This is a genomic window from Oscillibacter acetigenes (assembly GCF_025567605.1).
Lineage (GTDB): Bacteria > Bacillota > Clostridia > Oscillospirales > Oscillospiraceae > Oscillibacter > Oscillibacter welbionis.
In genome coordinates, this window is the sequence record NZ_JAOQKG010000006.1 from 24,150 (window position 1) to 50,893 (window position 26,744).

Annotated in this window: 17 protein-coding genes; 6 read left to right on the forward strand and 11 right to left on the reverse strand. The window is 63.0% G+C overall.

What is annotated here, in order from left to right:
• Positions 1–2 precede the first annotated feature (2 nt).
• Positions 3–1,349, forward strand: a complete 1,347-nt coding sequence (gene gdhA, locus OCV80_RS12530) for an NADP-specific glutamate dehydrogenase (protein ID WP_021748968.1) — start codon at positions 3–5, stop codon at positions 1,347–1,349.
• Between the two features lie 341 nt (positions 1,350–1,690).
• On the opposite strand, the gene OCV80_RS12535 is transcribed toward gdhA, so the two are convergent.
• On the reverse strand, positions 1,691–3,364 hold the full coding sequence (locus OCV80_RS12535; RefSeq protein WP_174233005.1) for a formate--tetrahydrofolate ligase: 1,674 nt from the start codon (positions 3,362–3,364) through the stop codon (positions 1,691–1,693).
• A 346-nt stretch (positions 3,365–3,710) separates the two neighbouring features.
• On the opposite strand from OCV80_RS12535, the gene OCV80_RS12540 reads away from it, so the two are divergent.
• Positions 3,711–5,138, forward strand: coding sequence for a Na+/H+ antiporter NhaC family protein (locus OCV80_RS12540; protein ID WP_267288443.1), 1,428 nt, complete (start codon positions 3,711–3,713; stop codon positions 5,136–5,138).
• A gap of 63 nt (positions 5,139–5,201) precedes the next feature.
• Here OCV80_RS12540 and OCV80_RS12545 read toward each other — a convergent pair whose 3' ends face one another.
• On the reverse strand, positions 5,202–6,152 hold the full coding sequence (locus OCV80_RS12545) for a LysR family transcriptional regulator (protein ID WP_021750391.1): 951 nt from the start codon (positions 6,150–6,152) through the stop codon (positions 5,202–5,204).
• 353 nt (positions 6,153–6,505) lie between these two features.
• On the opposite strand from OCV80_RS12545, the gene megL reads away from it, so the two are divergent.
• A complete protein-coding gene (megL, locus tag OCV80_RS12550; RefSeq protein WP_021750393.1) occupies positions 6,506–7,699 on the forward strand; it encodes a methionine gamma-lyase in 1,194 nt (397 codons plus the stop codon).
• Positions 7,700–7,983: 284 nt separating this feature from the next.
• Here megL and nifJ read toward each other — a convergent pair whose 3' ends face one another.
• From nifJ to OCV80_RS12565, 3 genes are all read right to left on the reverse strand, one after another.
• Entirely contained in the window at positions 7,984–11,508 is a 3,525-nt protein-coding gene (gene nifJ, locus OCV80_RS12555; RefSeq protein WP_136891273.1) for a pyruvate:ferredoxin (flavodoxin) oxidoreductase, read from the reverse strand.
• A 96-nt stretch (positions 11,509–11,604) separates the two neighbouring features.
• Positions 11,605–12,786 carry a pyridoxal phosphate-dependent aminotransferase gene (locus OCV80_RS12560; RefSeq protein ID WP_136891274.1) on the reverse strand — a complete coding sequence of 394 codons (1,182 nt, stop codon included), beginning with the start codon at positions 12,784–12,786 and terminating at the stop codon, positions 11,605–11,607.
• 89 nt (positions 12,787–12,875) lie between these two features.
• Positions 12,876–14,303: an alanine/glycine:cation symporter family protein gene (locus OCV80_RS12565; protein ID WP_119311811.1), complete on the reverse strand. Its 1,428-nt coding sequence runs from the start codon at positions 14,301–14,303 to the stop codon at positions 12,876–12,878.
• A gap of 423 nt (positions 14,304–14,726) precedes the next feature.
• Here OCV80_RS12565 and OCV80_RS12570 point away from each other — a divergent pair, with 423 nt between their 5' ends.
• Positions 14,727–15,491 (forward strand): IclR family transcriptional regulator, encoded by a 765-nt coding sequence (locus OCV80_RS12570; RefSeq protein ID WP_025544391.1) that lies wholly within the window; start codon positions 14,727–14,729, stop codon positions 15,489–15,491.
• A 61-nt stretch (positions 15,492–15,552) separates the two neighbouring features.
• Here the strand turns inward: OCV80_RS12570 and ppk1 are convergent, their stop codons facing one another.
• The 5 genes from ppk1 to OCV80_RS12595 all read right to left on the reverse strand — a co-directional run bounded on the left by ppk1 (position 15,553) and on the right by OCV80_RS12595 (position 22,196).
• Positions 15,553–17,655 carry a polyphosphate kinase 1 gene (ppk1, locus tag OCV80_RS12575; RefSeq protein WP_158629761.1) on the reverse strand — a complete coding sequence of 701 codons (2,103 nt, stop codon included), beginning with the start codon at positions 17,653–17,655 and terminating at the stop codon, positions 15,553–15,555.
• On the reverse strand, positions 17,625–18,530 hold the full coding sequence (locus tag OCV80_RS12580; RefSeq protein ID WP_267288444.1) for a Ppx/GppA phosphatase family protein: 906 nt from the start codon (positions 18,528–18,530) through the stop codon (positions 17,625–17,627). Before OCV80_RS12580 ends, ppk1 begins: the two co-directional genes overlap by 31 nt.
• A gap of 115 nt (positions 18,531–18,645) precedes the next feature.
• Entirely contained in the window at positions 18,646–19,737 is a 1,092-nt protein-coding gene (locus tag OCV80_RS12585; RefSeq protein WP_158629762.1) for a tyrosine-type recombinase/integrase, read from the reverse strand.
• Positions 19,738–20,127: 390 nt separating this feature from the next.
• Entirely contained in the window at positions 20,128–21,177 is a 1,050-nt protein-coding gene (locus OCV80_RS12590; RefSeq protein ID WP_267288445.1) for an endonuclease/exonuclease/phosphatase family protein, read from the reverse strand.
• Entirely contained in the window at positions 21,174–22,196 is a 1,023-nt protein-coding gene (locus OCV80_RS12595; RefSeq protein WP_021750785.1) for a LacI family DNA-binding transcriptional regulator, read from the reverse strand. The genes OCV80_RS12590 and OCV80_RS12595 overlap by 4 nt, the downstream gene beginning before the upstream one ends.
• 198 nt (positions 22,197–22,394) lie before the next feature.
• Here OCV80_RS12595 and OCV80_RS12600 point away from each other — a divergent pair, with 198 nt between their 5' ends.
• Positions 22,395–23,429 carry a LacI family DNA-binding transcriptional regulator gene (locus tag OCV80_RS12600; RefSeq protein WP_136891279.1) on the forward strand — a complete coding sequence of 345 codons (1,035 nt, stop codon included), beginning with the start codon at positions 22,395–22,397 and terminating at the stop codon, positions 23,427–23,429.
• A 62-nt stretch (positions 23,430–23,491) separates the two neighbouring features.
• Here OCV80_RS12600 and OCV80_RS12605 read toward each other — a convergent pair whose 3' ends face one another.
• Positions 23,492–25,345: a peptidoglycan DD-metalloendopeptidase family protein gene (locus OCV80_RS12605; protein ID WP_119311815.1), complete on the reverse strand. Its 1,854-nt coding sequence runs from the start codon at positions 25,343–25,345 to the stop codon at positions 23,492–23,494.
• A 302-nt stretch (positions 25,346–25,647) separates the two neighbouring features.
• On the opposite strand from OCV80_RS12605, the gene pta reads away from it, so the two are divergent.
• A complete protein-coding gene (pta, locus tag OCV80_RS12610; RefSeq protein WP_025544830.1) occupies positions 25,648–26,628 on the forward strand; it encodes a phosphate acetyltransferase in 981 nt (326 codons plus the stop codon).
• Positions 26,629–26,744 lie beyond the last annotated feature (116 nt).

Consider the following 26,744-nt stretch of genomic DNA (forward strand, 5'->3'; position numbering starts at 1 on the left):
GCATGAGCGACTATGTTTCCCGCGTGTCCGCCGACCTCCAGCAGCGGTACGCCGGCCAGCCGGAGTATCTCCAGGCCGTTCTCACCTGGCTGGAGATGATTGCCCCGGCCCTGGAGGACAATCCCATCTATGAGCGGGTGGACCTGCTGACCCGAATGGTGGAGCCGGATCGAATGCTGACCTTCACTGTGCCCTGGATGGACGATCAGGGCATGGCCCACACCAACCACGGCTACCGGGTGCAGTTCAACAGCGCCATCGGCCCCTACAAGGGTGGGTTGCGGTTCCATCCCTCCGTCAACCCCTCTATCGTGAAGTTCCTGGGCTTTGAGCAGACCTACAAAAACGCCCTGACGGGGCTGCCTATCGGCGGCGCCGCCGGCGGCGCGGATTTTGATCCCCGGGGCAAGAGCAGCCGGGAGATCATGCGCTTCTGCCAGAGCTTCATGACAGCCCTGTACCGTCTGATCGGCGCAGACACCGACATCCCCGCCGGTGACATCGGTGTGGGCTCCCGGGAGATCGGCTATCTCTATGGCCAGTACAAGCGGCTCACCGGAAAGGCGGAGAGCAGCGCTCTTACTGGCAAGGGCCTGACCTACGGCGGCAGCGTCATCCGCCAGGAGGCCGCCGGCTTCGGCACTGTTTACTTCTTGGCCCGGATGCTGGAACACCAGGGCGAGACCCTGGAGGGCAAGCGCCTGGCCGTCTCCGGCTTCGGCAACATGTCCTGGGGCGTGTGCCGCAAGAGCGCGGAGCTGGGCGGCAAGGTGGTCACCCTCTCCGGGCCGGACGGCTATGTCTACGATCCCGACGGCGTCTGCACCCAGGAGAAGTTCGATTTCATGCTGTCCATGCGCGCCGGCGGCGCCGACAAGGTGGAGCCTTACGCCGACCGCTTCGGCGTGGAGTTCTTCCCCGGCAAAAGGCCCTGGGAAGTGCCGGTGGACATCGTGATCCCCTGCGCCACCCAGAATGAGCTGGACGTGGAGGATGCCGTGATGATTGTGGCCAACAACGTCCGCTACTATGTGGAGGCGGCCAATATGCCCGCCACCGCCGAGGCCCTGCGCCTCCTGCGGCTGAGTCCCAAGATCCTCACCGCAGGCTCCAAGGCCTCCGGATCCGGCGGCGTGGTGGTTTCCGCCCTGGAGATGGTCCAGAACAGCCTGCGGTACAGCTGGACCCGCCAGGAGGTGGACAGCCGCCTGAAGCAGATCATGGGCGGCATCTATGATGCCTCCGCCGCGGCGGCGGAGGAGTACGGTCTGGGATACGACCTGATTGCCGGTAATGACATCGCCGCTTTCAAGAAGATCTCCACGGCCATGATCGCCCAGGGACTGTGATTCTCCCCCTCTTCAAAACACACAAAGCGGCCGCCCTTCCGGGCGGCCGCTTTGTCCCATAAATTTCCTTTGTAGTGGGACCGGCGGTCCGGCAGATGCCGGGCCGCCGGTTTTGTTTCCCGTCCCACAGCGTCCAGAACAGCCCGCTGATCCGGCCGTTCTCGTCCCCATTGATCCGCTCCGCGGCCGGTACTTTCGGCAGTCCCGGTATGGCCCCTCACGGGACAGGTCCCGCGGGGACTCCGCATTTAATCCAGTTGGGCAGGCCCAGCCCGTCCAGCTCAAGGTTTTGCCTCCGGCAAAACGCTTGGACGCCGCTCCCGCGGCGGTATGACCATGCCTCAGAACAGCCCGCTGATCCGGCCGTTCTCATCCACATCGATCCGCTCCGCGGCCGGTACTTTCGGCAATCCCGGCATGGTCATGATATCTCCCGTCAGGGCCACCAGAAAGCCTGCCCCAGCGGACACTTTCAGGTTCCGGACCGTCACAGTGAAGCCCCGGGGCGCTCCCAGCAGGGAGGGGTCATCGGAAAAGCTGTACTGGGTCTTGGCCATGCAGATGGGCAGTTCCCCGAACCCCAGCTCTGTCAGCCGCCGGGCCTGCTTCTGGGCGGCAGGCGTCAGTACCACGCCGTCCGCATGGTAAATCCGCCGGCAGATAGTCTCCAGCTTCTCTTCGATGGACCCCCCCAGCGCATAGCTGTACCGGAAGTCGGATGGCTGCTCACACAGCCGGACTACCTCCTCTGCCAAAGCAGTTCCGCCGGCGCCGCCCTTGGCCCACACCTCGCTGAGGGCCACGCTCACCCCCAGCTCCCGGCATTTCTCCTCTACCAGCTTCAGCTCCGCCGCCGTGTCCGTGGGGAACGCATTGATGGCCACCACGCAGGGCAGGCCAAATACGTTTTTGATATTGTCCACATGCTGGAGCAGGTTGGGCAGTCCCCGCTCCAGGGCCGCTAGATCCTCTCTGCCCAGCTCCGCTCTGGCTGCGCCGCCGTGGTGCTTCAATGCCCGGACCGTGGCCACGACCACCACCGCGTCGGGCTTCAGCCCCGCCATGCGGCACTTGATGTCCAGAAACTTCTCCGCCCCCAGATCCGCGCCGAAGCCCGCTTCCGTGATGGCATAGTCCCCCAGCTTCAGAGCCATCCGGGTGGCGGTGACGGAGTTGCAGCCGTGGGCGATGTTGGCAAAGGGTCCGCCGTGGATCAGGGCCGGAGTATGCTCCAGCGTCTGAACCAGATTGGGCTTCAGAGCGTCCTTCAGCAGGGCCGCCATGGCGCCGGCCGCCTTCAGGTCGGCAGCGGTCACCGGGGCGTCATCATAGGTGTAGCCCACCACGATCCGCCCCAGACGGGCTTTCAGATCCGGGATGTCCGATGCCAGACACAGCACGGCCATGACCTCGCTGGCCACGGTGATATCAAATCCGTCCTCCCGGGGCACACCCTGCATCCGGCCCCCCAGGCCATCCACGATGCTGCGCAGCTGCCGGTCGTTCATATCCACACACCGCCGCCACGTAATCCGCTTGACGTCGATCCCCAGGGCGTTACCCTGCTGGATGTGATTGTCCAACATCGCCGCCAGCAGGTTGTTGGCCGCGCCGATGGCGTGAAAGTCCCCGGTGAAGTGGAGATTGATGTCCTCCATAGGCACCACCTGGGCATAGCCGCCGCCGGCGGCGCCGCCCTTGATGCCGAACACCGGCCCCAGGGAGGGCTCCCGCAGGGCCACCACGGCATTTCTGCCGATCCGCCGCAGCCCGTCCGCCAGCCCTACCGTAGTGGTGGTCTTGCCTTCCCCGGCAGGGGTGGGGGTGATAGCGGTCACCAGAACCAGCTTACCGTCCGGCCGATTTGTCTCCTTCAGAAAGCGGTTGTCGATCTTGGCTTTGTATCTGCCGTATTGCTCTATATAAGCTCCATCCATCCCGCAGGCGTCCGCAATATCCGTGATGGGAAGGGGCTTCGCCTCCTGGGCGATCTCGATATCGCTTTTGATGGTCATGGCTGCCTCCTGTTTTCCGGGCTGTCCGTGTCCAGACACCCTGCTGTTTCATGTTCGATTATACCGGCTCCCCCGGGTAAAAGCAACAGTTCTCTCCAAATCCCCTTATTTTCCAACCTTTTACAGGTAAAACACCGGCGGCACCTGCTGCACAGCGGTCTCTGCGTCCATGTCCTTTGTTATCTGTAAATGTGATAGCCGGTTGCATAAGATCCGTTCTAGCAGTTTCTCCTCCGCAGATGCTATAATATTGTACAGAGAAGAAGGCGCTTATATCTTAAAAACTGTGCATTCAGACGAACAGAGGTGTATGAAAAGAGGAAAGAGCACATAAGGAGGTACGTATATGGAAACTCTGGAGAAAAAAGGCAAAGGTTCCGCGTTGCTCCCGTTCCTGCTATTTATTGTCATCTATCTAGGTGCTGGCCTGTACTTCCAGGCACAGGGTGTAGAGATGGCCTTCTACCAGTTCCCCTCTGTCACAGCCATGTTCATTGCCCTGCTGCTGGCCTTCTGCCAGGGCAAGGGCACCATCGATCAGAAATTCACAGTCTTCGCCAAGGGCGCCGCCAACGAGAACGTCCTGACCATGCTGATGATCTACATCCTGGCCGGCGCCTTCTCCACCGTGGCCAGTGCCATGGGCGGCGTGGACGCCACCGTGAATCTGGGTCTCAGCGTCATTCCCGTGCACTTCCTGGCCGCCGGCGTGTTCGTGATCTCCGCGTTCATGGGCACCGCCACCGGCACCTCCATGGGCACCATCAGCGCCATTGTTCCTATCGCTGTGGGCGTGGCGGAAAAGGGCGGGTTGAGCCTTCCCCTGTTTCTGGGCGCCTGCGTGGGCGGTGCCATGTTCGGCGACAACCTCTCTATGATCTCCGACACCACCATTGCCGCCACCCGCACCCAGGGCTGCCAGCTCCGGGACAAGTTCCGGGTGAACTTCCTCATTGCCCTGCCGGCGGCTATCATCACCATCATCGTGCTGCTGGTCGTAGGCCGGCCTGAGACCGTGACGGAGATGGGAAATCTGTCTTTCAACGTCATCAAGGTCATTCCCTACCTCGCCGTGCTGGTACTGGCGCTGATCGGCATGAATGTGTTCCTGGTGCTGACCATCGGCATCTTCGCCGCCGGCATCATCGGCCTGGCCCTTGGCGATCTGGATATCCCACTCTTTGCCCAAAGCATCTGGAACGGTTTCACCGGCATGAACGAGGTCTTCTTCCTGTCCCTGTTCTGCGGCGGCATGTCTGAGATGATCGCCCACAACGGCGGCATCACTTGGCTGATCGAAAAGCTGGGCCGCATGATGAAGGGCAACAAGTCCGCCCAGGTGGGTGTCGCGGCTCTGGTGTCCCTGGCAAACTGTGCCACTGCCAACAATACGGTGGCCATCATTGTCAGCGGCCCCATGGCCAAAAACATGAGCCGAATCCACAAAGTGGATCCCCGCCGCACCGCCTCTCTGCTGGACGTGTTCTCCTGCGTGCTTCAGGGCATGATCCCCTGGGGCGCCCAGCTGCTGACTGCCGCCAGCCTCACCACGATATACGGCGTGACCATGAACCCCATAGACATCCTGCCCTATATGTGGTACTGCTGGATTCTGGCCGCCGTGGGCATCCTCTCCATTTTCATTCCCTTCGCCGACGGCATCTGCCGCAAGGACCCCTGGAACTGGGAGTACGATGTGGCGGAGTCCGGCGTGGCTGCCAAGAAGGCTTCTCTGGAGCTGGAGCGGCAGGAGTCCGCGCAGACGCCCATCTGACCTGCGTGTCTCTTGCTAAAAAAAGACCGGGCGCCCTGAGGCGCCCGGTCTTTTTCTCCTCTGTCAGGTCCCCTCCTGAAGCCGCCTGGTGAAGGCGATGGAATCCGCCAGCGCCTCCTCCAGCAGGCGGACGAACTGCTCCGTCAGCGGAGAGGGCCGGCTGCTGCGGATGTGGATCCAGCCCAGGTGGACCGAGGTCTTCCCCAGCAGCGGGATCGTGACTACGCTTCCGTCCGCCAGCCCCTCCGACAGCAGGCCGCTGCCGGAGGTGAACGCATCGGTGGACGCCAGCACGTACATCGCCGTGGCCCGGTTGTTCACGCTGATGCACTTTGCCGGCTTTTTCAGAGAGACCATGGGGTACTCCTCGAAAAAGTCCGACGCCACGCCTTGGTCGTGCTCAAACGCCACATACGGATATCCGTCCAGTTCCTCCTCCGTTACGCTGGAGCGGCCAGCCAGCGGATGCCCCCCGCGAACATAGATACAGGGGCAGACGGCGGCCAGTTCGTGGAATTCCAGCTCCCGGGCGTCCAGCAGCCGGCAGATAATCTTCTCCGTCAGATCCGTCAGGCAGATGACGCCCACGTCCGCCCGGTGGTCATAGACGTCGTCAATCACACCGTCCATCCCTGTCTCCCGGAGGCCAAATCGGAAGCGGTTTTCACCGGCGATTCGGAGCAGCCTCAAAAACGCGTCCACTGCAAAGGGATACCGCTGGCAGGAAACGGAAAAGCGCACCGGAGCCGCGGCGTTGCGTGCCTCACCATACAGGCTCTCGATCCCGCGCTTCTGCTCCAGCAGGGAGACGGCGTAGCTGAGAAACTCCTTGCCCTCCGGCGTGAACTCCACGCCCCGGTTGCTGCGGGCCAGCACCCGAATGCCCAGTTCGTTCTCAAGCTCCCGCACCGCCGTGGAAATCCCCGACTGGGACAGGAACAGCTTCTGGGCCGCCTTGTTGATGGAGCCGCATTTGGAGATCTCCACGATGTACTCAAGCTGCTGAAACGTCATAGAAAGCCTCCTCTTCCCCTTTCGATCTCACTTTTCTATTATAGGCATTTTGAGCTGGTTGTCAAATCGTTATCAAAAAAACTGTCAACGCATCCCGCAAAACGCATATTAACAGCTTTGCGCCCTTTGTGCTATTCTATAAGTAGAACCAAACAAAAGATATCAGTTATTTGAGAAGTTTTCTGTTTAATATCACCTGCGTTTTTCGATGGATGCACAGATTTTCCCCCTCTCTTCTCTCTATCCCCGCAGCCGCGTCAGAGTCTCTCTGATAGCGAAAATTTGAATACCAGTCAATTTTGCCCCTGCGGAGCGTCTCCGGAGGGGCCGGTGAAGAAAGGAAGATCGACTGTATGAACACGGAGAAAAAGTTCGGTTTTGCCACGCGTCAGATCCACGCCGGCCACATGGAAAACGCGGCGGGCTCCTTGTGCGCCCCCATCTATCAGACCTCCACCTTCGCATTCTCCACCGTCCAGCAGGGCGGCGCCCGGTTCGCCGGCGAGGAGGGCGGATATATCTACACCCGTCTGGGCAACCCCACTCTGGGCGCTGTTGAGGAGAAGCTGGCCTCCCTGGAGGGCGGCGAGGCCGCCATGGCCGCGGCCTCCGGCATGGGCGCCATCTCCTCCGCCCTGTGGACCTCTGTGGTGGCCGGGGACGAGATCGTGGCGGATGAGACGCTGTACGGCTGTACATACGCGCTGCTGAACCATGGCATGACCAAGTTCGGCGTGAAGGTCACCCTGACGGACCTGTCCGACATTGAGAACCTGAAGAAGAACCTCACCGACAAGACCCGGGTGGTGTACTTCGAGACCCCCTGCAACCCCACGCTGAAGCTGCTGGACATCGAGCTGATCGCCAAGACGGCCCATGCCTTCAACCCCGACATCCGGGTGATCGTGGACAACACCTTCTGCACACCGTACCTGCAGCGTCCTCTGGAGCTGGGCGCGGACGTGGTGGTTCACAGCGCCACCAAGTACCTCAACGGCCACGGCGACGTGATCGCAGGCATCGTGGTGGGCAAGGCGGACTTCATCTCCCAGTGCCGGATGTTCGGCCTGAAGGATATGACCGGCGCCGTCCTGAGTCCCTTTGATGCGTTCCTGATGGCCCGGGGCCTGAAGACCCTGGACATCCGCATGGAGCGCCACTGCGCCAACGCCCAGAAGGTGGCGGCGTTCTTCACCAGCCATCCCGCGGTGGCCAAGGTCTATTATCCCGGCCTGGACACCTTCCCCGGTCACGAGATCGCGGCCAAGCAGATGAAGCTGCCCGGCGGCATGATCTCCATCGAGCTGAAGGCCGACCGCGCCGCTGTTGCCGCCGCGCTGAACAAGCTGCAGCTGTGCACCATCGCCGTGTCTCTGGGCGATGCGGAAACTCTGGTGGAGCATCCCGCCACCATGACCCACTCCACCTATTCTGCCGAAGAGCTGGCAGCCGCCGGCATCTCCGAGGGCTTGGTCCGCATCAGTGTGGGTCTGGAGGATCCCGAGGATATCATCGACGATTTCAAGACGGTTTTGGATACGCTGTAATTGATCCCGCTGCGGGGCCGCTCCTCCTCTCCTACATTGGGAGCAGCCCCGCTTTCCCGCGGATCCGCGTACCTCCTTTTCGCCGTCCCGGTCTTTCCCCACCCTGCCGGAGGCGGCCAAAAAGGCCCGGCTTCTCCGCCGGGCCTTTTTGTGCTTCTGTACCTGCCGCCTGTTGTGCGTCTCTCCTCCCGCGGCGGGCGGCCCTTGAGCAGGAAAAAGCGCCGTGCGCACATGCGCACGGCGCTTTTTCCTGTTTGGTTCAGAGAGGTAAGCGTGGGGAATGCTCAGTCCTCAGCCATTTTGCGATACTTGGCGTAGCGGTCCTTGGCGTCCTGGACGGTCTTCTCGTACAGGCGCTGGGCCCGGTCCGGGAAGTTGATCTGCAGGGAGGCATAGCGGTTCTCGCCCTTCAGATAGTCCATCATCTTGCCGCTGTCGGGCTCGGGAGAATCCAGCTGGAAGGGGTTCTTCCCCTCCGCGATCCGGCGGGGATCATACCGGTACAGATGCCAGTAGCCGCACTCCACCGCCTTCTTCATCTCCTCCTGCGTGCAGCTCATGCCCGCCTTGATACCGTGCTCCAGGCAGGGGCAGTAAGCGATGACGATGGCCGGGCCGGGATAGGACTCTGCCTCCCGGATGGCCTTCAGGGTCTGGGCTTGGTCGTAGCCCATGGCCACCTGGGCCACGTAGATGTAGCCGTAGCTCATGGCGATGGCGCCCAGGTCCTTTTTCTTGACCTCCTTGCCGCCGGCGGCGAACTTGGCCACTGCCGCAGTGGGCGTCGCCTTGGAGGACTGTCCGCCAGTGTTGGAGTACACCTCCGTATCCATCACCAGCATGTTGATGTCCCGGTTCTGGGCCAGCACGTGGTCAATGCCGCCGAAGCCGATGTCGTAAGCCCAGCCGTCGCCGCCGAAGGCCCACACGCTCTTCTTGGTCAGATACTCCTTGTTCTGCAGGACAAAGGCGCCCTCCTCCGTGGGCTCCGCCTTCTCCAGGGCGGCGATCAGCGCGTCGGACACCTCCCGGGTCACGGCCGGGTCCTGCCACTTGGCAAGATACTCCCCGATCTCAGATACGGCCACACCCTTTTCCTTCAGGGCTTTCAGCCGCAGCTCCACCTCCCCATGGATGGACCCGTGGGCCCGCAGGAAGCCGTAGGCGAACTCCGCGTTGTCCTCGAACAGGGACTGCTCCCAGCAGGGTCCAAAGCCCCGGCTGTCGCAGGAGTAGGGCGTCATGGGCATGGCACCGCCGTAGGCGGAGGAGCAGCCGGAGGCGTTGGCCACGTACATGCGGCTGCCGAACAGCTGGGTCACCAGCTTGATGTAGGTGGTCTCCGCGCAGCCCGCGCAGGCGGCGGAGAACTGGAAGTAGGGCTTGGCGAACTGGGCCGTCTTCACGCTCTTGTCGCTGATAATGTCCTTCTTCAGCAGCTTCTCGTTCATCGCGTAGTTGTCGAAGTTGGGCTGCTGCTCCCTCTGGGTCTCGAAGGGCACCATCTCCAGCGCCCCCTTGGCCGGGCAGGCGGTCAGGCACACGCCGCAGCCCAGGCAGTCGTAGGGAGAGACCTGCATCCGGAAGGAATAGGCAGGGGCGTCCTTGCCCAGGCCCTTGGCGGGCACGGTGACGAAGGATTCCGGCGCACCGGCCTTCTCCTCCTCCGTCAGCAGCACGGGCCGGATGGCCGCGTGGGGACACGCCATGGCACAGCGGTTGCACTGGATGCACACGTCGGGATTCCACTGGGGCACCGTGACAGCCACGCCCCGCTTGGAGTATGCGGTGGTGCCATTCTCCCAGGTGCCGTCCAGGCAGTTGTGCCTCTTGAACAGGGACACCGGCAGCTTGTCGCCGTGCTGGCGGTCCATGGGCACCACGATCTCCTTGACGAAGTCCGTGCCCTTCAGCTCCTCCGGCGCGCCGTCCTTGGCGTCCGCCCAGGCGGCGGGGACCTCCACCTTCGTCATGCCGGTCAGACCCACGTCCACAGCCCGGTTGTTCAGGTCCACGATCTCCTGGCCGCCCTTTTTGAAGTAGGAGTTGTAGTTGCCCTGCTTCATCTCCTCCACCGCCAGGTCGATGGGGATCACCTTGGTCAGCTGGAAGAAGGCCGCCTGGAGAATCGTGTTGATCCGGTTGCCCAGGCCCAGGTCCCGAGCCAGCTTCGTGGCGTCCATGATGTAGAAGTTGGCGTGCTTGTTGGCCAGGTCCCGCTTCATCTTGGCGGGCAGCCGCTCCTCCAGCTCCTCCGCGCTCCAGGGACAGTTCAGCAGGTATGTGCCGCCGTCCTTGAGGTCCGCGGTGGTGTCATATTTGTCCACATAGGTGGGCGCGTGGACGCCCACGAAGTCCGCCGCGGATACCAGATACGTGGCGTGAATGGGCTGGTCGCCGAACCGCAGGTGGCTCTGGGTCAGACCGCCGGACTTCATGGAATCGTAGGAGAAATACGCCTGGGCGTACTTGTCTGCCGCCAGGCCGATGGTGGTGATGGCGTTCTTGTTGGCGCCCACCGTGCCGTCGCCGCCCAGGCCCCAGATCTTGCAGGATACCTGTCCGGGATAGTCCAGGGCGATCTCCTCATAAGGCAAGGAGGTGAAGGTCACGTCGTCCTCGATGCCGATGGTGAAGCTGTTCTTGGGCTCCTCCTTGGCCAGGTTGTCGTACACCGCCACGATCTGGCCGGGCGTGGTGTCCTTGGAGGCCAGGCCGTACCGACCGCCCACCACCACGATGTCCTTCCGCCCCGCCTGCTGCAGGGCGCTCTGCACATCCAGATACAGCGGCTCACCCACGGAGCCGGACTCCTTCGTCCGGTCCAGCACGGCGATCTTCTTGCAGGTGGCGGGGATCGCATCCACAAAATGCCGGATGGAGAAGGGGCGGTACAGGTGCACCTGCACCATGCCCACCTTGCGGCCCTTCCTGTTCAGATAGTCCACCGTGTCCTTCACCGTCTCCGCACCGGAGCACATGATGACGATGACTTCCTCCGCATCGGGCGCGCCGTAGTAGTTGAACAGCTTGTAATCCCGGCCGGTGAGCTTGTTGATCTCATCCATGTAGTGCTGGACCACGCCGGGGATCGTGGCGATCTTCTCGTTGGCGCCCTCCTTGCACTGGAAGAACACGTCCGGATTCACCGTCGTGCCCCGGGTGGAGGGGTGCTCCGGGTTCAGGCCGTTCTTGCGGAACGCCGCCAGCTGGTCATAGTCCACCAGCTTGGCCAGGTCGTCATAGTCCAGCGCCTCGATCCGCTGCATCTCGTGGGAGGTGCGGAAGCCGTCGAAGCAGTGCATGAAGGCATACCGGCCGCCGATGGCGGACAGGTGGGCCACCGCGCCCAGGTCCATGGCCTCCTGGGGGGAGGAGGACATCAGCATGCCGAAGCCGGTCATTCGGCAGGTCATCACGTCGGAGTGGTCGCCGAAGATGGACAGGGCGTGGGCACTGACAGTCCGGCAGGAGATGTGGAACACGCCGGGCAGGAACTCGCCGCCGATCTTGTACATAGGCGGGATCATCAGCAGCAGGCCCTGAGAGGCCGTGTAGGTGGTGGTCAGCGCGCCCGCCTGCAGGGATCCGTGGCAGGTGCCTGCGGCCCCCGCCTCGGACTGCATCTCAATGACCTCCACGGGTTTTCCGAAGATGTTGGTCCTCCCCTTGGCGGACCACTCGTCCACCTTCTCCGCCATCACGGAAGATGGCGTGATGGGGAAGATGGCCGCCACCTCTGTGAACGCGTAGGACGCGTACGCCGCGGCGGTGTTACCATCCATTACTACTAGTTTTTTCTTAGCCATGTCTCCTGTTTTCCTTTCGATCTCACTTGGTCTGTTCTCATTGCCTCAACACCGTCCGCTGCCCGCTCCGGGGCAGCGGACGGCACTCCAGGGAGCTTACTTTATACCGGGATAGGCCCGGGCCACATAGTCGGCGATCCTGCGCACCGCCTCCTTCAGGTTTTCGTCGGAGTTGGCGAATACCAGCCGCAGATAGCCCTCGCCCATGTCGCCGAAGGCGGAGCCGGGCACCGTCACCACTCCTGCGTTCTCCAGCAGCTCCTCCGCAAACGCTTGGGAGGTCTTGCCGAATGCCTTGATGTTGGGGAAGGCGTAGAAGCTGCCCGCGGACTTCTTGCAGGTGATGCCGGGGATAGCGTTGAGTCCGTCCACCAGAATGTCCCGGCGGCGGGTGTAGTCCGCCACCATCTGGTCCACGCACGCCGTGCTCTTCAGGGCCTCCACCGCCGCCGCCTGGGTGAAGGTGGACACACAGGAGGCCACCCCCTCCTGCAGCTGCGCCATTTTCTTGATGTACCCCGGCTCCGGCGCTACCAGATAGCCGATCCGCCAGCCGGTCATGGCATAGGACTTGGAGAAGCTGTTCAGCACCATCACGCGGTCCTGCATCTCGGGCACCTGGGCCATGCTGTACGGCTGGATGCCGTCGTATACGATGGCGTCATAGGGCTCGTCTGTCAGCACCCACAGGTCATGGGTCTTCGCCACCTTGGCGATGGCCAGGATGTCCTCCTTCGTCAGCACCGCGCCGGTGGGATTGCAGGGGGAGTTCAGCAGGATCGCCCGGGTCCGGGGTGTGACGGCCTTTTCGATATCCGCCGCTTGGATCCGGTAGTCATATTCCTCATACGTGGGGACGGGCACCGCTCTGGCGCCGATGCTGCTGGCCTGCCCGTAGTAGTTGGGGAAGCAGGGATCCGGCACCAGGATTTCATCGCCCGGGTCCAGCAGCGTCATCATGGCCAGGAACAAGCCCTCCATGGCCCCCACGGTGATGATGACGTGGTCTTTGGTATAGCCCTCCCAGTACTGCTTCCGGTACTTGGCGGCCACAGCCTCCCGCAGCTCTGTGGTGCCGGCGTTGGGCGCGTAATGGGTCTGCCCCTCGTCCAGGGCTCTCTTCGCCGCGTCCTTGATGTACTGGGGCGTGTCGAAGTTGGGTTCGCCCACCGTCAGCTTGATCGCCTCCGGGTATTGGGCCGCCAGATCAAACATCTTTCGGATGCCGGACGCTGGATACTGCTTCGCCCGCTGGGAAATGCGCAGTTCCTGTTCCATTGGTAACATCTCCTTTTGATCATCTTCTCACGCGCACCCGGCGCACCCGTTCCGAAAGCGGGCACGCCGAATGCGCAGCAGGCAGTTCCTTACTTCGCAGCCTTGTCGTTCACCCACAGCTCCGGGATGGCGTTGGCCGCCGCCTCACTGGTGGGCTCCCACTTGCCGGACTTCAGCCGGGTCAGGTAATCGTTGATCAGTGCGCCGATCTGCTTGCGCATCAGGAAGCAGACCACCAGGTTACACACGGCGCACACACCGAAGAAGAAGTCGAAGAGATTCCACAGCACACTGAGGGCGCCCACAGAGCCGATGATGGCGAAGGCGCAGCCCAGGAGCCGGTAGGGCAGAATGAACTTCTTGCCGCCCAGGACGGTCATGCAGATCTCACCGTAGTACACATTGACCAGCGCGGTGGTGAAGGCAAAGAAGGTGATGATGGCCACCACGAACACCGTGCCAGCGATGGCGTTGCCGAAACCGGCGCCGAAAGCAGTGGCGGTCAGGGCCGCGCCGGTGCCGCCCTCGGTCCACACGCCGGTGCACAGGACCACCAGAGCGGTCATGGTGCAGACGATGATGGTGTCCACGAACACCTCGCTGATGCCCCACAGGCCCTGCTTCACCGGATGGTTGGCGGAAGAGGAGGAGTGGGCCAGCGGCGCCATGCCGGTGCCGGCCTCATTGGAGTACACGCCGCGGGCCAGGCCCCAACGGATGGCCAGCATCACGGTGGAGCCGGCAAAGCCGCCGGTGGCAGCCATAGGCGTAAAGGCGTACTCAAAAATCATCGCAAAGACGTGCGGGATGTTGCTGCCGAACTTTACCAGAATAAAGATGCTGCCGATCACATAGGCCAGCGCCATCAGGGGGACCACCTTCTCCGCAAAGGAGGAGATACTCTTGATGCCGCCCACCAGCACAACGGCCATGATGACGGCAAAGATCACGCCCACGATCCAGCCGGGAACGTCAAAGGAGACCCGAATCGCCTCCACCACAGAGTTGGCCTGCACGGCGGGCGCAAACACCATGGCGCAGCCCAGGATCACAGCCCAGAAAATGCCCAGCCACTTCCAGCTCTTGCCCAGCCCCCGGCGCACATACCAATAGAAGCCACCGTGCCATCTGCCGGTCTCAGGATCCCGCTCCCGGTAGGCCATGCCCAGGGTGATCTCGGAAAACTTCACGATGAAGCCCATGAGGGCCACGGCCCACATCCAGAATACGGCGCCAGGGCCGCCGGTGGCGATGGCCACCGATACACCGGCGATGTTCCCCACGCCAAGCGTGGAGGCCAGCGCCGTGCAGCAGGCCTGGAACGGGGAAATATCGCCCTCGCCGTCGCCCTTGTCGAAGATCTTGCCGAACGTGTTCTTCATGGCGTGTCCGAACCTGGTGAATTGGAAGAACTTAAAGCGGACGGACAGATACACGGCGACTGCGGATGTCAGGATCAGAAGCGGCCATCCCCACAGCCAGTTGGAAATCGCCATCATGATGTCGATGATAAACATATTCTACCTCCCAAATAACTTCATGCGCTCCATTTTCGATTGGCTGAATCATCTGTCGGGAAGTCTTTCCCCGCGGCTTCCCCGGCTCCTCCTTTCCTCCTATATTCGATATGCGGCCAGCCGCATAACTTGCCTGATTTCCAATAATTCCGTATGGTGGAAGCGAATTCCTTTGGGTAGAATTGTCAAAGCTGCCGGTCTTTTCTGGACATGTATCCAAAAAAGCGGCAGCTTTTCCGTAGAACGGGATCATTTTCCAAAATTGTGTCAAAAACCAAAGCCGCAACTGCGGCCCGACACGAAGCATTTCCACGGAAAATTACGGATCCTGTTTTCTTTCCTTATGATTTATGATATTATATAGACAAACATTTGTCAAGGCAGAATGTTTCTATGATATCGCCAAAAAGGAGCGGCCGATTTATGGCAAAAGAACAGGTATCCAGCATCCTCCGCGCCCTGGAGATTTTGGAGTGCTTCATGGATAACGAGACGGAATGGACGTTGAAGCGCCTGGTGGCACAGCTGGATCTGCCCACCACCACTGTCCACCGCCAGCTCTCCACCCTCACGGACCGGGGTTATCTGGTCCAGGATCCCGTCCGCAAGAGCTACCGGGTGGGGCCACGCCTCCTGCTGCTCTCCAGCACCGTCCTCAGCCACTCCGATCTGCGCAGTACCGCCCGGCCGGAGCTGGAAAAGCTGTCCGCCACTGTGAAGGAGACCATCAACCTCAGCGTGATGCTGGACCGGGAGATCTTTTATCTGGACAAAGTGGAGACCTTCCGCTCCGTGGTGTGCAACACGAAAGTGGGCACCCGAGCCCCGGCCCACGCCACCAGCGGCGGCAAGATCATGCTGGCCTTTCACGATCCCGATTATGTGGACGCCTACTGCCGGGACCTGCCCCAGATGCAGCGGCTGACGGACCGCACCGTCTTCTCCCCGGACCTGCTGCGGGAGCAGCTGGCCCAGGCCCGGATCAACGGCTTCGCCATTGACGACGGGGAGATCGAACCCGGCCTGATCTGCGTGGGCGCCCCCATCTTCGGTCTGGACCAGACGGTGGTGGCGGCGGTCAGCATCGCCGGTCCCACCTTCCGTATGAAAGAAGAGCTGGACGTGATGACTCGTGCCGTGAAGGCCACTGCCGCCAACATCTCCCGCCTGATGGGCGGGCGGCCGTGACGCGGCCTGTTTTCCAGCTGTCAGGAGCGGGAGCCCATAAGGACTCCCGCTCCTGCTGCTTTTACTTCCGCTTCCGGAACAGCTCCGGCAGTCTCCAGCCACGGCCCTTTCCCCGCTCCGTGGCCCGCATCTGGGGAGGATGGTCCAGATAGAACTGCTGGACGGAAACCGGCACCGCGCCGGCCTGCTCCGCCCGGACAAAGCCCCCGTCCGGCAGCATCCGCCGGGCCTTCACATTGTCTCCCAGAAGCCGGGCCAGATAGTCCGAGAGGAAGTCCTGCACCTCCCGGCTCTCCACCGGGCAGGCGATCTCCACCCGCCGCTCCTGATTTCGGGTCATGATGTCCGCAGAGGATAAGTACATCTGCCGCAGGGCACCCTCCCCGAAGCAGTAGATGCGGGAGTGCTCCAGAAACTCCCCCACGATGCTGGTCACGGTGATATGGTCCGTCTTGCCCGGCACGCCGGGCACCAGGCAGCAGATGCCCCGGACGATCAGGTCCACCCGCACTCCTGCCTGGGAGGCCTCCGCCAGCTTGTCGATCAGCTCCCGCTCCGTGACGGCGTTGGTCTTCAGGATAATCCGCCCCCGGTCGCCCCGGGCGATCTCCCCGTCGATGAGCCGTAACAGCGTCTGCTTCAGGGACACCGGCGCCACCAGCAGCTTACCGTAGCTGCCCCGCAAATCGCCGATCAGCATATTCTGGAAAAAGGCCACGCCATCGGCGGCAATGGTCCGATCCGCCGTCAACAGGGAGAAGTCTGTGTACAGCGCCGCGGTCTTTTCGTTGTAATTGCCCGTGCCGATCTGAGTCACATAGCTGAGCCCCGTCTTCTCCTTTCGGGTGATGAGGCAGATCTTGCCGTGGCACTTATAGCCGGCGGGTCCGTAAATCACCCGGCACCCGGCCTCCTCCAGCTCCCGGGCCCAGGTGATGTTGTTGCCCTCGTCAAAGCGGGCCCGCAGCTCCACCAGCACCGTCACGGCCTTGCCGTTCTCCGCCGCGGCGCACAGGTGCTTGATGACGGCGGACTTCCCCGCCACCCGGTAAATGGTCATCTGGATGGACACCACCGCCGGGTCCGCGGCGCTCTGGCGCAGCAGGTCCAGAAACGGCTGCATGGAGTGGTAGGGATAGAACAGCAGCACGTCCCGCTGGCGGATCTGCTCCCACATGGGCACCTCCCGGTCCAGCCAGGCGGGATATGCCGGCGCGTGGGGCGGGTAAAAGAGGGCGCTGTCCAGACTGTCCAGCTGGTAGGCGTATTTCAGAACCAGCGGGCAGGTGCACACATAGCTCTGCTCCGCCGTCAGCCTCAGCCGCCGGAGCAGCATGGCCTGCAGAGCCGGGGCCTCCCCCTGCATCTCCAGCCGCACCGGGGCCAGCCGCTCCCGCTGGCGCAGCAGCTTGGTCATCTGGGCGCGCAGGTCCAGGTCCTCCTGGTCCATAGCCTCATCATAGCTGATGTCTGCGTTCCGGGTGACGGACACCACCGCCTGCTCCTCGATCTGATAGATCTTGAAGATCTTCCGCAGGTGGTGGGCCAGAATGTCCTCCGTCCGCACGAAGGCGCCGGGCCGGGCCGGCAGAGGCAGGATGGGCGGCACCACATCCGGCACCCCCACGATGCCCAGCCGCCGCTTGTCTCCCTCCCGCAGCAGGGCGGCGGCATACAGGGTCTTGTTCTTCAGGTGGGGAAAGGGGTGGCTGGGGTCGATGATCTGGGGCATCAGCAACGGGCGCATGGCCTCCCGGTACCAGGCCCGCACATACTCCCGCTCACCATTTTTCAGCTCCTTGTAGGGGATATCCGCCACCCCATGTTCCGCCAGGGCCTCCATCAGCTCCCGGTATACCTGGTCCCGCTGCCGGACCAGCGGCACCACGGCGGCATAGATCCGCCGCAGCTGTTCCGCCGGGGAGAACCCGCCCTTGTTTTCCCGGGCGTTCGGGGCCACTAGGGCTAGGTCCGTCAGGCTTCCCACCCGCACCATGAAGAACTCGTCCAGGTTGCTGGTGAAGATGGAGAGAAAGCGCAGACGCTCCATCAGCGGCACAGAGGGGTCCGCCGCCTCCTCCAGCACCCGCTGGTCAAAGGCCAGCCAACTGAGTTCCCGGTTCTGGGTGTAACTCAGGTCCCAGCGTTCAGCAGCTTGTGACACAGATATCCCTCCCTGACGCCGTAGGGACTGATATACAGCTCTCCTTCGCACAGCGCCTCTGTCAGTGCATCCATCAGCACGATGCCCGGCAGAATCGTGTGCACCCGGTCCGGGCAGTGCCGCAGGATCTGCTTCCGCGCCTGGTGGTCCCGCTTCAACAGCAGCTTTGTCAGCCGGCGGACCTCCGCAGGCGTCAGGATGCGGTTTCCCGCCGGCTTTTCATACCAGTCATTGGCGATTTTCAGCGCCGCCCGGGCCGTGCCGCCCACGCCGCAGACCCGTTCCGCCCGGTGCGCCGGCAGCCGGGCCTCCTTCAGGGCCGCGGCCACGGTGCTGCGGATCCGCTCCAGCTCCTTTTTCTTGGGCCACAGGCCGTCCACGCAGCGATTGAACAGCTCCAGGGATCCGATGGGCAGGCTCTGGGCCTTTTTGACCTCCCCGGCCCGGACCTCCAGGACCTCTGCGCTGCCGCCGCCAATGTCGAACATGGCGCCGTCCTGCAAGTCCGTGGCCGTCCGGGCGCCGTAATAGCCCAGTCTGGCCTCCAGCTCGCCGGAGATCACATCCACCCCCACGCCGGTGGCCGCCCGAATCTGCTCCACTGCCTCCTCCGTGTTGCGGATGTTCCGCAGGGAGGCGGTGGCAAATACGTGGGGGGCGTCCAGATCAAACTGCCGCAGCAGCGCCTGAAAGTCCCGGATGGCCCCGCAGGCCCGCTGGATTCCCTCCGGAGAGAGCACCCCTCCGTGGACGTAGCTGACCAGTCCCGCCATCTCCTTTTCGGAAAACAGCAGGTCGAATCCGCCCTCCGGCAGGGTGTTGTAGACGGACAGTCGGATGGTGTTGGACCCCAGGTCCACAATGGCGAATTTCATGGGTATGACGCTCCTTCTTCCCGCGCTCCCCACTGGGATGCGGCGTTTCACGTTTATCAGATTGACAGAGGCAGATGAAATTCAAAAGCGCGGTGCTGTAAAATGCCGGTAAAATTCAGGCTTTTTCGATGGCTCTGGCCACAGCGGCCAGGGCCTGGGCCTCCGTGTCGTCAAAAAGGTGGGTGTAGATGTTGCTGGTGACGGTCATGGAGCTGTGCCCCAGGGTGCGGGAGATATCGAACATGGGCACGCCCTGGCTGTTGGCCACCGAGGCAAAGCTGTGCCGCAGGCCGTGGAGGGAGATCTTGGGCAGCCCCTGCCGCCGCACCACCGTCAGCAGGTCCCGGGTCAGCTGGTCCGGCTTGGGGGGCGCCCCGTCCTGCCGCAGCACCACCCACTCCTTCGGGTCGTCGCTGCGCCGCCTCTCCCACGCCCGCCGCAGCACCTGCTGCAGGTCCTGGAGCCCGGTGATGCCCAGCCGCCGGGCGGAGGTGCGGGTCTTGGGGGACTTCAGCACCACGCTGCCGCCCACCTCTGTGCGCACCTCCCGGATGGAGAGCAGCCCCGCCTCCAGGTCCACATTCTCCCACCGCAGGCCGCAGATCTCGCTGCGCCGCAGGCCCAGATAGGCCGCCAGCTTCACCGGCAGCTCCATCATCGTGCCGGACACGGCGGAGAACAGCAGCTGCAGCTGCTCCGGGGAGTAAAAGCTGAAGCGGGCCTCCTTCTTCTTGGGCGGCGTCACCCGGTCCATGGGGCTGCGTTCCAGCATCTCCAGCCGCACCGCCATGCCCAGGGCCGTGGTCAGCATCACATAGTGCTTGATGACCGTGTTGGGGGACAGGCCCTGGTTCATCTTCTCATAGAGATAGCCCTGGATACGCAGGGGCGTCAGCTCCGCCAGAGGGATCCTTCCCAGGGCAGGCAGCACATGACAGCGTGCCATGTTGCGGTAGGCGTACAGCGTGCTCTCCGCCCGGTCCCGGGCCACCACCTCCTCCAGCCAGAAGGTCAGCCACTCCCCCAGTGTGCAGTCCTTCCCCGGCAGGCGCCGGTCGGCACAGGAGTTCCCCTCCAGCGCGGCCTGGGCCTCCTCCCTGGTGCGGTAGGTGCGGGTATAGCGCCGTCCGTCCTGCCGGAACACCGCGTAATACAGCTGCCGCTCCGTGTCGTATGCAAGATTCTTCTGGATCGTCTTTCTGGGCATGGGTGCATTCCTCTCTCTTTCTCTCTCGTTTTGCGATGCAGACGCATCGCAAAAGGGCCGTGTGCCGCCGACCACGGCGCGGCCTGAAATTTCAGCGCACGGACCGGGACAGCCCACATGCGCGAAAACTTCATGCGCCGCCGGGGCAGCTGATTTTCGCGGCGCCCCACTGCCCATGAAGTTTTATGCCCTTTTATCATAAACAACTCACGCTGTCCAATAGGATACCCATATTCGGTCAGACAAAACACAATTATTGTAAATTTCCGGGCCCGCTCCGGCCCTCTATTCATGTAGGGCCGGGGCGAATGCCCCTTCTGCCGCAGGCTTTTTCACGGCCTGCGGGACAAAAAAGCGGCTGCCTGCGGCAGCCGCTCTCCAAGAGCCGATTCACTTCGCGTCCTTCACTCCCATCCGGCAGGCGGCCCACACCGCGTTGTGGTCCGAGAGCTCCTCCCCCGCAAAGCGAGCCAGGGCGGAGTCCGGCCGGGCAAAGCCACAGTCCGCCGTCCGGGTAGAAAGGGTGCGGCTCTTGGTGGGTGTCATCCCCCGCAGCAGCAGCCAGTCCAGCCGCAGGCCCAGGCATCCGCCGCCCGGCAGGGGCTTGCGCCGGGTTAAAATGGGCGTCTCCGGCACTGCCCGGTAGCCCATGGCCTCCGCCGCCGTCAGGGCAGCCTCATACTGCGCCACGTCTTCCAGACAGCGGCGCTGGAGTGCCGGACTCCCCGCGATCTCCCGGATGGCGTCCTTGTCCCGGCCGTCAAAGGTGTTGGTGTTCAGATCTCCCCCCAGCACTACCGGAATGCCGGGAAGCAGTTCCTCCGCCGCACGGAGCACCGCCTCCAGCTGGAGCCGCCGTCCCTCGCCATGGGTGCGGTTCTCCAGGTGGATGGAGGCCACGCCCAGAGGCCGACCGCCCACATCCAGCTCCGCCAGCACCGCGCATCGCCCGCCAATCCGGCGCTGGCGGTCGAAGTACCAGTTGTACTGCTCCGGCAGCCGCACGGTCCACGCCCGCCGGATGGGCCAGCGGGAGAACACCGCATTTCCGTGGAAGCCCTTGGGGGCCTCCCCATTCACCAGCTCGATGAACTCCAGGCCGTAGGCGTAGTTCCAGCCGAACCGCTCCGCCAGCTCCCGCGCGGTGTTCCGGCCGCCAGAGCGGACGCAGCCATCATCCAGCTCATTGGCCAGCACCACATCCAGGGGCCGGACGCCCGGGCAGTCCTGAAGAAAGTCGCCCAGCTCCTCCAGGTGGACGCCCCGCTCCATATTGAACACCAGCAGGCCCAGCTCCTCCGGCACCTCCGCCGGGGCCGGCACCGGTGCGCCGATCTCCGTCTCCGAAAACTGGGGGATCATGGCCATCACCGTCTCCTGCGTCTCGTGGTCCAGCAGCGCACCCAGGCGCTGGCGCTCCGTATTGGGGATACCCTTCATAGTGTCCTTCCTCCTTGTGTTCTGGGGGCGCAGGTGGAGCGGACCACCAGCTCCGGCTGGAGCAGGTCCGCTGTCGGCCGCCGGTCCCCCTGAATCTGGCACAGCAGCCGCTCCACGGCGATGCGTCCCTGCTGAAATTTATGCTGCGAAACAGTGGTCAGATGGATACGGGGAATGGCGGCGTAGGAGACGTTGTCATACCCCACCAGGGACAGGTCCTCCGGCACCCGGATCCCCCGCTCTTCCGCCGCCTCCAAAATTCTGAGGGCGGTCAGGTCTGAAAATGCCAGCACGGCGTGGGGCAGCGTCCGCTCCCCGAACAGTGCCAACGCCTGTTCATAGGCCCACTGGCGCAGTTCCCGGGTGTCCGGCGGCGCGGGCAGCACCCGGCCGGAGAGCCCGTGCTCTCTCAGCGCCCGGCGAAAGCCCCGCACCCGCTGCACACGGGTGAGAGAGTCCGCACGCCCACCCAAAAACACCAGGTCCCGGTGGCCCAGCTGCAGCAGATACCGGACGGCGATGGCCGCCCCCGCCTCATTGTCCGCCATCACATAGCTGCACTTCTCCCCGTGGTTCACGCCCAGGTACACGCAGGGGGTGCCCTCCAGCAGGTCGGCGTGCTTGGCCTGGCTCTCCCGGGACAGGGGCGAGATCAGCACGCCGTCGATCTGCCGGGCCAGAAAGTTCTCGATGGCTCGAAGCTCCCGTCCCTCCTCCTGGAGGGAGTTGCTCAACAGCACCCGGTACCCGTTTTCCGCTGCCGTCTCCTCAATGGCAGTGGCGATGCCCGTGAAGTAGGGGTTGGACACGTCCGGCACCACTACCCCCAGAGTGTGGGTGGCCTGCCCCGTGAGCCCCTTGGCGGCGGCGTTGGGCACGTATCCCAGCTGGGCACAGGCGGCCCGGACCCGTTCCTTGGTCTCTGCGCTGATCTCCGGGCGGTCGTCCAGAGTCCGGGACACAGTGGCCGGGCTGACCCCGGCCAGCGCTGCCACGTCCTTAATGGTCGTCCGCCGCATCCCGTTCTCCCTCCTATTTGTGCAAACGTTTCCAATAGCACCTTTAAGATACCATTCCGGCAGGGAAACTGTCAAGTTTCTTCGTCTGTTTTACCATGTTTTTGTGGGTTTTTAATATATTTTCTCCAGTATCTTCCGGAACGGCATTCTGGTATAATGCTTCTATGAAAAAAGCTGCACAGCAGAAGGAGGACTTTTATGGCCCGCATGACCATCAGGGACATTGCCCGGCTGGCCGGGGTCTCCGTCACCACCGTTTCCCGGGCGCTGAACAATGCGCCGGAGATCAACTCCCAGACCCGGGAGCGCGTGCTCCAGGTGTGCCGGGAACAGGGCTACCGCTCCAACCTGCTGGCTCGGAGCCTAGTCTCCAGCCGGACCCGTGTGCTGGGCGTCATTCTGCCGGAGCTCTCCGGCCCTTTTCACGCCTCCATCGTGCTGCACCTGGAGCGCTACGCCCAGGAACAGGACTACCAGATCATGTTGTGCTGCGGCCGGGTAGGGGGCAGCGAAACCGCCGCCCTGTTCGACTTTCTGGTAAGTCACCGGGTGGACGGCATTCTGCTGGTCAGTGCCAGCAGCGCCGCGCCCGATCTGCTGCGGCGCCACGCACGGGGGACGCCCTCCGTGCTGCTGGGGGATGTGTCCCCGACCGCTACGCTCCAGCGGATCAACGCTGTCAGCACCGACAACTATGTAGGCGGCGCCATGGCGGCCGGATACCTCTCCCGGCTGGGGCACCGGCGGGTGCTGTATCTGGGCCCCCGGCGGGACAGCGTCACCCATGTGCTCCGGCACCAGGGCTTTCTCACCATCGCCAGGGAGCGGGGCATGGAGGTGGAGACCGTCTTCAACCCCGGCGCCGTCTCCTCCGCCCCCAACGGCTACCGGCTGGCCAGGCAGGTGTTCGCCCGCCCCTTCCCGCAGACGGCGGTCTTCGCTCCCTCTGACGCCATGGCCCTGGGTGTCCTCCAGGCGGCAGACGAGCTGGGACTGGACATTCCCGGCCGGATCTCCCTGCTGGGCTATGACGATATCGAATACGCCTCCCTGCCGAAAATCCGCCTCAGCACTCTGGCCCAGCCCACCGGGGCCCTGGCAGAGAGCGCTGTGCGGCTGCTGCTGGAGCTGATCGACTCCGGCGGGCCGGGGGAGGTCACCCACAAGCTGATCGCCCCCCGGCTGGTAGAGCGCAACACCTGCTGCTCTCCGCAGCAGAGGACTGCGGTCTAGCGGCCCGGGCATCCGAACAAAACAAGCCCCCGGCTTTTCAGCCGGGGGCTCGCTTATACTGCTCAGGGAAGATAGTTCAGCGGGTTGCGGGCCACGCCGTTGTAACGGACCTCGAAGTGGCAGTGATTGCCGGTGGAGTTGCCGGTGGAGCCCACCCGTGCGATCTGCTGGCCCTTGTAGACGTGGTCGCCCACGGAGACCGTCAGGCTGCTGTTGTGACCGTACCGGGTCACATAGCCGTTACCGTGGTTGATCTCCACCAGGTAGCCGTAGCCGCCCATCCAGCCGGAGTAGGTGACTGTGCCGCCGTCCGCCGCGTAGACCGGCGTGCCGTACGGCCCGGCAATATCGATGCCCTGATGGTTGGTGGAGCCAATGCCGCCGGGAGAGGACCGTCCGCCGAAGCGGGAGGTAATCCGGCCACTGATGGGCCACCGGAACGTGCCGGTGGGCAGCCAGGTGGGCCGCTCCTTCGTGCCCTGGAGCCGCTGCTCCGTCACGGGCTCCTTCAGGGTGACAGAGGAGAGGATCGTCCGCTCCGTCTCCACACCGTTGACATAGGTGACGTTGGCCACCACGTCGGCGGCGCCGTACTCACCGGGGGAAGTCACCTGATAGTCGCCCTTGTACAGATAGGCAGAGTCCGTATACTCCACATCATACATGACGTCTTCCACGTAGTATTCCCGCTGCTTCACTGTCACTGTAAGATAGGGGACGGCCTCCGACAGCGTCAGCACCTCGCCGATCTGGATCTTGTCGATGTTGTAGCCGGGGTTCAGCGCCAGCAGTTCCTTGGAGGTCATTCCGTGATCCTCCGCGATCTCGGACCAGGTGTCACCCGCCTTCACGGTGTACGTGGTCTCAGCGGTCTTCGTGCTGTACAGCAGCTCCGCCAGATACCCCAGGTTCATCACCTTTTCCGTGGGCACGTACTCCTGCTTGATCTCCACATCCTCCGCAAATTCGCAGGAGATGGTGTTCTCGTCCGCGGTGCTGCTCTGGAGCTGGCTCAGCAGCTCCTCCAGTGCGCCCTCATAGGGGGTCGCGCCCACCAGCTCACCGTCCACATACAGACTGTACGCCTGGGTGACCAGACCGATCTGCTGGGACAGGTCCTCCTCCAGCGTCGTCTCGTCTACCACGTCCTGCCGCAGCAGCAGGCCGGAGGAATACTGCAGCAGGGAGTCGTCGATGGTGTAGCTCTCCCCCAGCGTCCGGGCGGTGACCGCCTCCAGGTCCGACGCGGCCTCCTCCGCTGCGGATTGGGAGCCCACAGCGGCAATCACCTCGCCGTCGTACAAAACCGTCGTCCCGAAGGTGTAGACGGAGAAGAACAACCCGATGGCAGCAGCCACGCAGCCGCCGCACAGCAGCATCGCTGGATGCAGGCGCCAGCGGTGCCCCAGCTTGGCCCGCAGGGCAGAGACCCGCTCACGCCGCTGCTTCCGGCTGGCGCGGATCCGTTCGCCCAGCAGCCCCCCCAGAGTGGGCAGCATTCCCCAGGCCAGCAGAAGCAACTGCACAGGAAGCCGCTCAGACTCCGGGAACCGCTTTGCCTTTTTCTCCCGTACCAGACGCCGCCAGTGGCGGCGGGTATTCTTGGCCTTTTCCGCCAGCGCCTGGCAGCCGGTCACCACAGGGCTGATCTCCCCCTCCGTGTCCTGCCAGGACTGCACAGCCTGCCGCAGCCTCCGGCGCCGGGGCTCTGTCCGTCGGGACGGACCAGCGGGCTCCTCTCCCCACTCGGGGATCAAGGGCTTCACCGCCGTCGGTGCGGATACGGGCTCCGGCTGCACCTCCGGGGGCGTGGGCGGACACTTCCTCTCCCGCTCCGCCTGTCCAGCAGCCAGACGCTTGCCGCCGCGGCGGGACTGCCGGGCGGCATGATCGCTTTTCTGAATATGTTCGCTCATATCGTCTCCGTAAAATCCAGCGAAATAGTTACAATTTGTTACCGTTTGTAATCATACGCCATTTCCCGCTTCCAGTCAAGTCTAAAATTGTTAAAAAAGTTCTTCAATTTCTTGTGTTTCCATCAATTTCCGCACCACAGCATCTGGTAGGGTCCCACACTTTTGCCAGAAGCGCCCTCCCGCCGGACACAAATTTTTGTGATGATATTTTGATTTTCCAATTGACCCCGACGGCGAGTTGTGTATAATGAGAATAGTCTAAATACGTTCCCAAATCTGTACGTTTTTGGAGGAAATCAGAGATGTTTGAATTTTTGATCAAAAAGCTGAAGGCCCATCCCCGGAAGATTGTCTTCACTGAGGGCACGGATCCCCGCATTCTGGAGGCGTCCGCCCGCTTGCTGTCCGGTACCTTCCTGACCCCTGTGCTGGTGGGCAATCTCGACGAGATCCAGGCCGCTGCCGAGGAAGCCGGCTTCAACATCCGGGGCGCTGAGATCATTGATCCCGAGGCCTTCCCCGACATGGAGAAGATGGTCTCCACCCTGGTGGAGCTGCGCAAGGGCAAGATGAGTGAGGAGGAGTGCCGCAAGCTCCTCAAGCAGGCCAACTACTTCGGCACCATGCTGGTGAAGATGGGCTATGCCGACGCTCTGCTGGGCGGCGCCACCTATTCCACCGCCGACACGGTCCGTCCCGCCCTGCAGATCATCAAGACCAAGCCCGGCAACAAGATCGTGTCCTCCTGCTTCATTCTGGTCCGTCCCTCTGCCACCGGCGACCGCGAGGTTCTGGCCATGGGCGACTGCGCCATCAACATCAAGCCCACCGAGGATGAGCTGGTGGAGATCGGCCTGGAGACCGCCACCACCGCCAAGGTCTTCGGCATCGATCCCAAGGTGGCTTACCTCAGCTATTCCACCCTGGGTTCCGGCAAGGGCGAGGATGTGGACAAGATGCGCAATGCCTGCAGCAGACTCAAGGCCCTGGCCCCCGATCTGGATGTGGACGGCGAGCTGCAGTTCGACGCCGCCGTCTCTCCCCGCGTGGCCCGCACCAAGTGCCCTGACTCCAAGGTGGCCGGCCATGCCAACACCTTCATCTTCCCGGACATCAACGCCGGCAATATCGGCTACAAGATCGCCCAGCGTCTGGGTTCCTTTGAGGCTTACGGCCCCATCCTGCAGGGTCTGAACGCCCCCATCAACGATCTGTCCCGGGGCTGCAACGCCCAGGAGGTCTACTCCATGGCCATCATCACTGCCGGCCTGTGCGAGGACTGATTGCCGTACATCCCATTTTCCATACAGCAGACAGCGGCGGACGCTTTCGCGGTCCGCCGCTGTTTTTTTGTTCATTGCAACCGGCGGTTGCGGAATCGCCAAGGGACCTTGATGGA

Bases quoted from the DNA above. Each gene is read 5' to 3' on its own strand.
- gdhA (WP_021748968.1), top strand. From the start codon at position 3: ATGAGCGACTATGTTTCCCGCGTGTCCGCCGACCTCCAGCAGCGGTAC.
- OCV80_RS12535 (WP_174233005.1), bottom strand. From the start codon at position 3,364: ATGACCATCAAAAGCGATATCGAGATCGCCCAGGAGGCGAAGCCCCTT.
- OCV80_RS12540 (WP_267288443.1), top strand. From the start codon at position 3,711: ATGGAAACTCTGGAGAAAAAAGGCAAAGGTTCCGCGTTGCTCCCGTTC.
- OCV80_RS12545 (WP_021750391.1), bottom strand. From the start codon at position 6,152: ATGACGTTTCAGCAGCTTGAGTACATCGTGGAGATCTCCAAATGCGGC.
- megL (WP_021750393.1), top strand. From the start codon at position 6,506: ATGAACACGGAGAAAAAGTTCGGTTTTGCCACGCGTCAGATCCACGCC.
- nifJ (WP_136891273.1), bottom strand. From the start codon at position 11,508: ATGGCTAAGAAAAAACTAGTAGTAATGGATGGTAACACCGCCGCGGCG.
- OCV80_RS12560 (WP_136891274.1), bottom strand. From the start codon at position 12,786: ATGGAACAGGAACTGCGCATTTCCCAGCGGGCGAAGCAGTATCCAGCG.
- OCV80_RS12565 (WP_119311811.1), bottom strand. From the start codon at position 14,303: ATGTTTATCATCGACATCATGATGGCGATTTCCAACTGGCTGTGGGGA.
- OCV80_RS12570 (WP_025544391.1), top strand. From the start codon at position 14,727: ATGGCAAAAGAACAGGTATCCAGCATCCTCCGCGCCCTGGAGATTTTG.
- OCV80_RS12580 (WP_267288444.1), bottom strand. From the start codon at position 18,530: ATGAAATTCGCCATTGTGGACCTGGGGTCCAACACCATCCGACTGTCC.
- OCV80_RS12585 (WP_158629762.1), bottom strand. From the start codon at position 19,737: ATGCCCAGAAAGACGATCCAGAAGAATCTTGCATACGACACGGAGCGG.
- OCV80_RS12590 (WP_267288445.1), bottom strand. From the start codon at position 21,177: ATGAAGGGTATCCCCAATACGGAGCGCCAGCGCCTGGGTGCGCTGCTG.
- OCV80_RS12595 (WP_021750785.1), bottom strand. From the start codon at position 22,196: ATGCGGCGGACGACCATTAAGGACGTGGCAGCGCTGGCCGGGGTCAGC.
- OCV80_RS12600 (WP_136891279.1), top strand. From the start codon at position 22,395: ATGGCCCGCATGACCATCAGGGACATTGCCCGGCTGGCCGGGGTCTCC.
- OCV80_RS12605 (WP_119311815.1), bottom strand. From the start codon at position 25,345: ATGAGCGAACATATTCAGAAAAGCGATCATGCCGCCCGGCAGTCCCGC.
- pta (WP_025544830.1), top strand. From the start codon at position 25,648: ATGTTTGAATTTTTGATCAAAAAGCTGAAGGCCCATCCCCGGAAGATT.